Source organism: Ktedonobacter robiniae (genome assembly GCF_016587375.1).
In the GTDB taxonomy this organism is placed as follows: Bacteria; Chloroflexota; Ktedonobacteria; order Ktedonobacterales; family Ktedonobacteraceae; genus Ktedonobacter; species Ktedonobacter robiniae.
Window position 1 is genome coordinate 2,308,963 of the sequence record NZ_BNJG01000002.1, and the last position, 10,046, is coordinate 2,319,008.

Sequence of the window (10,046 nt, forward strand, 5' to 3'; positions counted from 1 at the left end):
CACTTACTCTTTCTCTTGCAACATTCGGCGACTTCTCAGACGATTCTGGCCAGAGCGTAAGGCTTCTTCCTGAGGTGCCGAGAGAATAGTGGCTGGTTTGTGGTTGAGATCGGCGGGCTGGACAGCCTGGTCCAGGAATTTGGCGAACGCACTCACCGTGGGGTACTCAAATAGATCGGTTAGAGCTACCTCACGTTGAAAGTGCTCCTGGGTTCTCTGAATAACCTGAACCACAAGCAATGAATGGCCTCCTAGTTCAAAGAAATTCTCATGCAGGCCTACTTTTTCGAGATGCAAACAGTCTTGCCAGATAGAAGCAACCACTCTCTCGGTAGAAGTGATTGGTTGTACCAGTGATGCTACTGTTTGCTGGCGTATCGTCTGTGCATCGGGTAACCCCTTACGATCAACCTTGCCGTTAGGGGTTAATGGCATCGTTTCTAGTGGCACTAGTAGGGTCGGTAGCATATATTCGGGGAGGCATCGCTGTAGATATGCGCGCAGTTCTTCGCTAGAAAAGACGTGTTGCGCTCTGGTAGTAATATAGGCCACAAGTTGTTGTTCACCCGCTGCACTCTTTTGCACGACTACAGCGCAAGTCTGAACGGTAGGATGCTCTAAGAGCACAGCCTCAATTTCGCCAGGTTCAATGCGATAGCCGCGGATTTTGACCTGGCTGTCGATGCGCCCCAGGAACTCAATAGTGCCATCAACTCTGTATCGTCCCCGGTCGCCCGTTCTATAGAGCCGCGCACCTTCCTGCCTGCTAAATGGATGTGGAATAAAACGCTCGGCTGTGAGTCCTTGCCGATTGAGATATGCGTAAGCCAGACCAATGCCGCTGATATACAGTTCGCCCGCGACCCCAATTGGGACGGGGGTTAAGGTGGAATCAAGAATGTATGTCTGTGTGTTGTCGATTGGGCGTCCGATTGCTGGCTGACGTGTATCGTCGGTACAGCGCTCAATGGTGGCACAGACAGTTGCCTCCGTCGGCCCATAGGCATTGAAGAGGCGCCGACCATTCGACCAGGACGTTACCAGTTCAGCGGAACAGGCTTCGCCAGCAACGATAATTGTGCGGAGTTGCGGGAGGGCTACAGGAGAGAGTGAGGCCAGGAGAGAAGGGGGCAACGTGACGACTGTTATCGCCATGCTTGAGAGGGTTGCTTCAAGCGCGTGACCCGCCGGGACTACGTCTTCCTCTCCCAGGCAGAGCGTGGCCCCTGTGCAAATCGACATACATATTTCCCAGATGGAGGCGTCAAAGCTCAGCGAAGAGAATTGCAAAACGCGATCTCCTGCCTGTAGCTCGAAAGTGCGTTTTTGCACTTCTACCATATTACATATACCCTGGTGCGAGACCTGGACCCCTTTGGGACGACCAGTTGAACCAGAGGTATAGATGATATACGCGAGCTGCTCTACTTCAACCTCCCATGCTAGTGGTTTTGTACTCTCTTTACTCTTCTGGAACCAGTCTGATTCCAGGTAGAGGATTGGAACCTCAAGCGCAGGCAGAGCATGACGCACCTTTTGCTGGGTGAGGAGGGCCGAAAGTTGAGCATCTGCTGCCATAAATGCCAGCCGTTCCTGCGGGTAGTGGGGATCCAGTGGCACATACACGCCGCCAGCTTTGAGGATAGCGAGCAAACCAATAATCGTTTCTGGTACTTTGCTCATGCAGACCCCAACATGTCCACCAGCAGGCAGATGCATATGGCAGAGTGCATGAGCCAGCTGATTGGCTCGCTCTTCCACTTCCTTATATGTCAGATTTACCGAGGAGGTTTTGAGCGCGATTGCATTAGGGGTGAGACGTGCCTGTTCCTCAAAAAGCTGGTGCAGGCCACGTGGGCGAATGGAAAATCTGTGCGTTTCATTCCAGTGATATAGAATGCGTTCTCGCTCTGTTGCCGTGAGCAAAGGAATATCCGCTATATGTTGGTCTGACCGCGCAACAATAGAGCGCAAGAGTTCGTACCAATGCTCCACCATTCGAGCGATTGTGCTTTCCTCAAAGAGGTCCGTATTGTACTCGATAATCCCAAATCCCCGGTCGTCATCGACCAGGTTATGTCAAAGACAGATATATTGCTTTCAATCTCTACCTGGCGCAATTGGAGGCCAGCTACATCGGCTTCGAGCCACCAGGCGGCTTCATGCAGACCAAACATTACTTGAAAGAGAGGCGATCGGCTCAAATCGCGGACCGGGTAAACTGCCTCTACCACCTGTTCAAAGGGAACATCCTGGTGCGCGTAGGCTGACAGGCAGACCTCGCGCACACGGTGAAGCACCTCTTGAAAAGTAGGATTGCCCGAAAAGTTCGTGCGCAATACCAGCGCATTGACAAAAAAGCCGATTAACGCTTCTGTTTCTGCTCGCGTGCGACCTGCGATGGGACTACCCGTCAGGATATCTTCTTGTCCACTGTAGCGGGCTAGTAGCAGCTGAAAAGAGGCAAGCAGCGTCATAAAGAGTGTGACGCCTTCTCGTTGACTTAATGCTTGCAGATCATGCATGAGTTTTTCAGGAATATTGATGGGTAAATGTGCGCCATGGGAGGTTTGAATGGGTGGACGTGAGCGATCTGTAGGGAGCTCTAGTACTGGCAACGGCCCGGCCAGTTGTTGTTTCCAGTATCGCAATTGTTTGGAAAGCGGTGTCTGCTCATGCTCTCCCAGGGAGATGAGCCTATATTCTGTTGTCGCTTGCGTATTGGATGTGTGTAGCCATTCCGTTTGCCACACAGCAAAATCCGCGTATTGAATCGAGAGGTCCGCCAGGGGGGAGGGCTGGCCTGCAACGAAAGCGCTATATAGCGTTTTCAACTCTTGCAACAAAATACCTTTTGACCAGCCATCCATGATGATATGGTGGTAGGTAAGGAGAAGTAACGCGTCTGCCGCCCCGATTTGCAGCAGAGTAGCTCGTATGAGCGGGCCATGTGTCAGATCAAAGGGGCGCTGAAATTCCTGGTGTGCCCATTGCTGAATGTCTTCCTGGAGTTGCTGAGAGGCTGATGCGCTTATGTCGATAAGAGCTAATGGAAACGATGTGGGGGCACCAATAATCTGGACAGGTTGTCCCTGGTGAACACCAAAGGTGGTGCGCAAAATTTCATGGCGCCGTATAATTTCTTCCAGGCTACGCTGTAGAGCATGTACATCCAGTTTGCCATTAATACGGATGGCGGTGGGAACGTTATACGCGATATTGTCTGGTTGGAGTTGGCTGAGAAACCATAGACGTTGTTGGGCAAAAGATTGAGGGAAGTAGATCTGCCTTTCCTGGCGCCGTACCGTGGGAAGGTGAGATTTGGTCGCTTGTTCCCCGTTGTTCTGGTGTTGACGATCCTGCTGGTCGTCTGAAGTGAGGTGTCTGACCAGTTCATCGAGAGATGTGTACTGGTAGAATAAGCCAGCGTCTATAGTGATCTGCAGATCACGCTGGCAGTTGTTGACCACGCTCATAACTTTGAGTGAATCCAGGCCCAGACCGCGCAGGTCAATAGTGCTCCCCAGAGCCTGCTCCGGTCGCTCCAAAACCTGGGCTATTTGTCGTCGTAGGTACGAGTGCAGTATTTCTGGCTGTTGCTCCTGAAATGAGAGGTTAGAGGGTTTCATTTCTGGTAAAGGAGGCTCAGGAATTTCCTGGACAGAAGCTGGAGCTTTAGACTCTCTACTTAGTGGTGCCTGCTGAGGCAGTATGCGCTTCTGATACCGTTTGCGCAATACATTGAGCCAGTGTAAGCCGTCCATAACACTGTCAAAATCCATCCCAAAATCGATCAGCGAGGCTATTTCGTCCACCCCAATCTCACTGAGGCGCTCAACCATTTTTTCACAGCTTTGTGGAGTTCCAAAGAGCGCATGTGTGTGAAAGTAACGCTCAAAGGCATAGGACAGCACTTTTTCACGTTCCTGTGAAGTTAGATTATCCAGTTTTTCGCTGCCATGGCGCCACAGATCCACTGACGATTCAAGATACTCAGTAAAGGGTTGGCGAACCCTGGCGCGTACCTCTTCCAATTCTTCTGCCACAAAGGTATGTAGCATAAGTGTGACATGACCTTGTTCTGGGTCGTGTCCATGCTTTGCTCGCGCTTCACGATATAGACGAATTTTTTCCGCCAACTCTTCCACACTCTGAAAAAGGAGCCCGGTCAATATATTGGCTCCTAGTGCGCCCGCCTCAACGAAGCGTTCCGGATTGCCTGTACAGGTGATCCAGGGAGTAAGTTCGGCTTGTAGGGGTTGTGGATAAATTTTGATTGATGTTTCTTTGCCCACCCCATTGGTCCAGGTTATCGCCTCGCCGCGCCAGAGCTTCTGAAATATTTCCAGATCTGAGAACAACTTGTCTTTGCGCGCCGCATAATTCTCCGGAGCTAGCACGAAATCGTTGGGGTTCCAGCCAGTTGCAAACGCGATATCCACACGGCCAGAGGAAAGATTATCAATAACCGACCACTCCTCTGCGACGCGGGCGGGATGATGCATGGGCAGAACAACACTTCCGGCTCGCAGGCGTATATTGTTGGTAGCCACAGCCAGAGCTGCAGCCAGCACAGAAGGATTCGGATAAAGTCCCCCAAAGGGATGAAAGTGTCGTTCAGGTATCCATACAGCCGTGAACTGATGCTGATCGGCAAACCTGGCACCTTCCAGAAAAAGCTGATATTTATTTTCAGATAGCGCGGCCTCATTGCTGGCAAAATAGAGTAAACTGAATTGCATCTGCCTGGCATTTGCCTCTCTGGATGCCGAGGCCTCTTGAATGGGAGCCGCGACATTCAAAGGTTTCTGCTCCTGCTTTGTCTTATCAGAGAAACTCGTTGAAGGTTGCGCCTCTATTGCTGTGGAAATGTGCTCCTGTGTGCCTGTGTTGTGTGGCTCAATCAGTGCCGCAACCTGCGGAGGAACATCTGCGAATAGAATTGGCAGCTTATGAGCCAGTAAGAATTCACGGCAGGCTCTACGCTGTATTTTTCCACTCGAAGTTTTGGGAATACTTCCAGGTCTAAGCAAGACAATGCCATGCAGATGGAGTTCGTGTTGTTCGAGTACTGCCTTACGTATCGCTGCGAAGATTTCGCTGGGGTCATGGTGTCTGTACTGGCGCTCGATCTCCTGAACAAGAATGACGCGCTCTTCCCCTGCTACGTCGAGTGCGAACGCGGCGTTACTGTTTTGCCGTAGTGCCGAATGACTTTGTTCCGCTACCACCTCTATATCCTGAGGATAAAAATTACGGCCATAGGCAATAATGAGGTCTTTTAGACGACCAGTGACAAAGAGTTCTCCCTGCGTCAAATAGCCGAGATCTCCAGTGCGTAGAAAGGGTCCCTCTCCTGTGTCGGCCAACCGGGCCTGGAAGATCTCCTCTGTGGCTTGTGGATTCTTCCAGTATCCATGAGCCACGCTTGGACCAGCAACCCAAATTTCGCCTATCTGTGTGGGTGGACATGCGAGCCGTGTCTCAGGATCAACTATGATGATTTTCTGTTCCAGCCAGGTATGCCCACAGCTAACAATGTTTCTGGCACGTGGCGCTGCGTCGGAAGCTGGCACAACCTGCTGCTGTTCGAGTGCATCGCCCTGGACTGTTTGTACAATTGGTAACTGGCCTGAGTCACTCGCTGTTACAATGAGCGTTGCTTCTGCCAGGCCGTAGCCGGGGAAAAAAGCCTCGCGACGAAAGCCATAAGGGGCAAATGCCCTGACAAAACGCTCCAGGGTTTCACTACGAATTGGCTCAGCTGCGTTAGCCGCGTTTTGCCAGTGACTAAGATCCAGCCCTTCGCACTGTTCAGGTGTGATTTGCTGTGCACATAGATCATATGCGAAGTTTGGCGCGAAAGAGCTATAAGCCCGGTAGTCTGAGATAGCCTGTAGCCAGCGTAAAGGTTTTTGGAGGAAGGAAAAAGGGGACATAAAAATACAGGGAGCGTCACAATAGATAGCTTCCAATGCCTTGCCAATTAAGCCCATATCATGAAAGAGCGGAAGCCAGCTCACAAATGGGGCACGTACTGGATGCTGCAACGCCGTTTGCAGCATTTTATGGTTAAAAAGAAGGTTGCGATGACTCACCATCACTCCCTTCGGTTTGCCAGTTGAGCCAGAGCTGTATTGTAAAAACGCAAGTGTTTCTGCATCTAATACCGGTTCTCGCCACAGCCCGGCTAGTTCCCCTGGCAGAGTATCCGTCGTTTCTATGTGAAGTTGTCCGAGGTGCGAGAACGTAGAGAACTGCTTGCTCAGCGCTGTTGTTATCAGTGTGCGTGAGGAAAGGGCCAGAACTGGTTTCGCATCCGCGACGATTGCTTCTAGTCGTTCCAGGTTGTGATTAAGCCTTGGTGGATACGCTGGGACCGCGATAGCACCAGCGTACAGGCAGCCAAAAAAAGCTGCCAGGTACTCCAGTCCGGGTTGATAGAGCAGAAGCACTGGCTGTCCATTGATCTGGTGCTGCTGGAGTAGGGCCGCAATCCTTTGGGCTTGCTGATCGAGTTGGGCATAAGTCAGAGACTCGGTCTCTATCTCGCCATTCGCGAGAAATGTGTAAGCACGTTTTTCAGGATCGATACGTGCCCTTGTGCGCAGAAGCTCGACATGTGTAGTACAATGCCCGATTCGCTCATCGTATAATTCTTTTTTCACTTTTTGCCTTCTTTCCTACCAGTGGCTTCTGCCGTGGAGCCGTTTAGAACAGCAAGGCACGTGTGTTTTGCATGCAACGGCTGTGATTCCGTCTAGAGACAGACACTCAAAAGACAGAATACTCAGGGAAGGGGGCAAAGGAACATAACATCTTCATATCAACCGCTAAACAAACACCTGTCTGGAGAAGAAAGGGCAGCCAACGGAAAAACTCTCAGATCATATAGAGATGTCTTTTTTTTGTCATTCTATAGCAATCACCTGGTCTGCTATAGTAATGAAGCAGAACGTGTTGTCGTTGGTTTCCACCTACCTGAACGTTATACCCTCTGCTACTCTTATCCATTGCTGCGCGATAACATGGCGGATAGAGAGTAGGCCAGGCAAAAAGCGCGAAAACAGAGTAAAGGACGGGAGATTTCTATGCCCATCGAATATGACCTCTATGGCCCTGGCATTTTTGCTGACCCTTATCCACTTTATCATAAGCTGCGCTCCCATCATCCAGTTCATCTCGATAGCCATCTAGGATGTTGGGTCGTTACGTCCTATGCAGATGTAACAGCTGCGCTTGCAAATAGGGCCCTATCTTCCGAGCGAATGATGCAAGGGGCTATTTTGCAGGAGCCTCCCTGGTCAGAACTGCGCCCCCTCTTTTCTTCTATCTCTAATCTGATGTTCTATGCTGATCCTCCCAAGCATTCCCACATGCGTTCGCTCATCAATAAGGCGATGTCTGCTCGAATGGTAGAGAGATGGAGAGAGCATATTCAGAGCATTGTGAATGCACAGATCGATCAAGTGATAGAACAGGGCAAACTGGATATTATTGCGGATATTGCCTTTCCCTTACCAATGCAGGTAATCGCAGATATGCTGGGCGTTCCAGTTCATGAGCGTCAGCAGTTCAAGCGCTGGTCTGATGACCTCGCGGACTTTTTAGGTAATCCTCCAACTCTCGAACTCTGCCAGCGGCTCTTTCAAAGCATTAAAGACTTTACACACTACTTTCGCGGCGTTGTGGCTGAACATAAAGCGAACCCTAAAGATGATCTTGTGGACGCATTGCTACAACATTATGGGCGGGACGGCTCTCTAACCGAGGAAGAACTGCTCATGAACTGTGTTGGCTTGTTTACGGGAGGACACGAGACAACGACAAACGCGATTGGCAACGGGTTACTGGCTCTCCTGCATAATATGGATGAGCTTCAGAAACTACGAGATAACCCTGCTCTGTTAACTAGCACAATTGAAGAGTGTCTACGTTACGATAGCCCTGTGCAGTTTACTGCTCGCTTTGCCAGGCAGACAACAGAAATTGGTGGAAAAAAGATCTACAAAGGACAAAGTGTCATGTTGATGTTAGGAGCTGCCAATCGTGATCCAGCCGTTTTCAATGCTCCTGACACCTTCGACATCAGCAGGCAGGACAATCGTCATCTGGCTTTTGGACAAAATATCCATTATTGTATAGGTGCTCCTATCGCTCGTTTAGAAATGCACGTTCTCTTTGAAACGCTCCTGAGGCGTCTACCAGACCTCCGTTTAGCCGACGAGGAGCTTACATGGCATGAAAACCTTTCTTTTCATGGTGTAAAACGACTGCCTGTACTCTTTTAGGCAAAGGGAAGAACAGGCAGGCGAATAAGTCATTCGCCTGCCTGTTCTTCCCTTTGCGCTTTTTATTTCGAGGCCTCTTCCATCTTTTTGCGTAGACTGAGTGGCCTCATATCAGTCCATACTTCTTCGATATATGCCAGGCATTCCTGCTTAGTGCCGCTTTTACCAGCATCCCGCCATCCCAGAGCGTTCTCGCGGTCGACAGGCCAGATAGAGTACTGTTCTTCGTGATTCAGGACCACTTTATAGATTGTTGTATCTTCCCGCTCATCGTTCGGCATATTTGTCATTCTCCTTGTGATCTTCTAAATATGACAGCAGACGACCACATAAATTATCTAACTGTCTATTCCAAACATACCATAAATATAACATTAGGACCCTCACACTGAGAATGACATTTTTAGGATACATAGAGAACATTTCTGTCTCCGCAAGATTCTCTATGCCTGTATCTTTTGTCGTATATCTATCATCTGTTTGTTATTGACTTTTGCATTTTATAGTTCCGCAGGTAGGGAAGGAGGGCACATATGTGCTTAAAGGACATTTCACTAGATGTCTTATCATTGATATCTTTTTGTCATGTTAGAGGGCTCCCTTACCAGGTAAACTGTATTGCAAAGTGTTTGAGGGCTTATGAAAGCATTTAAAAGCAGTGTCAAAGAAAGGAAACCTCTGTGGAGAAACGTGCGAACCTGAAATCTAGCCTCAGATCGGGCATCCGCGCCAGGCGTGAAGAGATTGATCTATCTACAATGAGCCTGGTGAAAAGCAGCTATCTGCAGCCAGAGTTGACTCTGCCGCTTGTCATGCAACCCTCGGTAGAAGGGGTAAATCTCGCACAGTGGGCCGCTAGCAATAATGAACTTCTGCGCACCGAATTGGCTAAACATGGTGCTATTCTGTTCCGCGATTTTCATATCGACGCGCCCGCAAAATTTGAAGCCTTTGCGCGCGCTGTTAGCGATGAACTCTTTGATGAATATGGGGACCTCCCAAGAGAAGATGCCGGCCAGAAAGTCTATAGCTCAACGCCTTATCCTGCCAACAAGTCGATCCTTTTCCACAATGAAAGCTCCCATATGCACCGCTGGCCGATGAAAATCTGGTTTTACTGTGTCAAAGCGGCGGAAAAAGGAGGCGCTACTCCCATTCTGGATTGCCGCAGAATCTACCAGAGTCTAGATGCCGGGCTGATCAAGCGGTTTACCGAGAAAAAGCTGCTTTATGTGCGCAACTTTATTGATGGCCTGGATGTCAGTTGGCAACAGTTTTTCCAGACCTCCAATAAGGAGGCTGTAGAGGCGTATTGCCGTAAAGCTGGGATTGACTTTGAGTGGAAAAGCGAGAGCCACCTCACGACACGCCAGCTTGGCCGTGCGGTTGTCAAACATCCTCATACTGGGGAGATGTTATTTTTCAACCAGATTCAATTACATCATGTCTCCTGTCTCGATCCTGAGGTACGTGAGGCGATGATGTCGATGTTCCGCCAGGAAGAGTTACCGCGCAATGTGTACTACGGTGATGGCTCACCCATTGAAGATTCGGTAGTGCAAGAAATTAGTGACCTGTATGAGAAGCAGGCCGTACGTTTTCAATGGCAACCAGGCGATGTCATCATGCTCGACAATATGATGGTTTCACATTCCCGTGATCCATTTGAAGGCACACGCAAAATTCTTGTAGCTATGGCCGAAATCGTAGCGGACAACGAAATACAATAGGTAAATTACGCTCTGGTAGGGGAAG

At 49.7% G+C, this 10,046-nt stretch carries 5 protein-coding genes; 2 read left to right on the forward strand and 3 right to left on the reverse strand.

What is annotated here, in order from left to right:
- Nucleotides 1-3: 3 nt before the first annotated feature.
- Nucleotides 4-1,926 carry a non-ribosomal peptide synthetase gene (locus tag JMJ04_RS31000; protein WP_201374209.1) on the reverse strand — a complete coding sequence of 641 codons (1,923 nt, stop codon included), beginning with the start codon at nucleotides 1,924-1,926 and terminating at the stop codon, nucleotides 4-6.
- 11 nt (nucleotides 1,927-1,937) lie between these two features.
- Nucleotides 1,938-6,668 (reverse strand): MupA/Atu3671 family FMN-dependent luciferase-like monooxygenase, encoded by a 4,731-nt coding sequence (locus tag JMJ04_RS31005; RefSeq protein WP_201374210.1) that lies wholly within the window; start codon nucleotides 6,666-6,668, stop codon nucleotides 1,938-1,940.
- Nucleotides 6,669-7,091: 423 nt separating this feature from the next.
- Between JMJ04_RS31005 and JMJ04_RS31010 the strand changes: the two genes are divergently transcribed.
- Nucleotides 7,092-8,291 (forward strand): cytochrome P450, encoded by a 1,200-nt coding sequence (locus JMJ04_RS31010; protein ID WP_201374211.1) that lies wholly within the window; start codon nucleotides 7,092-7,094, stop codon nucleotides 8,289-8,291.
- 62 nt (nucleotides 8,292-8,353) lie between these two features.
- On the opposite strand, the gene JMJ04_RS31015 is transcribed toward JMJ04_RS31010, so the two are convergent.
- Nucleotides 8,354-8,572, reverse strand: coding sequence for an MbtH family protein (locus JMJ04_RS31015; RefSeq protein WP_236038545.1), 219 nt, complete (start codon nucleotides 8,570-8,572; stop codon nucleotides 8,354-8,356).
- Between the two features lie 399 nt (nucleotides 8,573-8,971).
- Here JMJ04_RS31015 and JMJ04_RS31020 point away from each other — a divergent pair, with 399 nt between their 5' ends.
- Entirely contained in the window at nucleotides 8,972-10,021 is a 1,050-nt protein-coding gene (locus JMJ04_RS31020; RefSeq protein WP_201374213.1) for a TauD/TfdA family dioxygenase, read from the forward strand.
- Nucleotides 10,022-10,046: the final 25 nt, after the last annotated feature.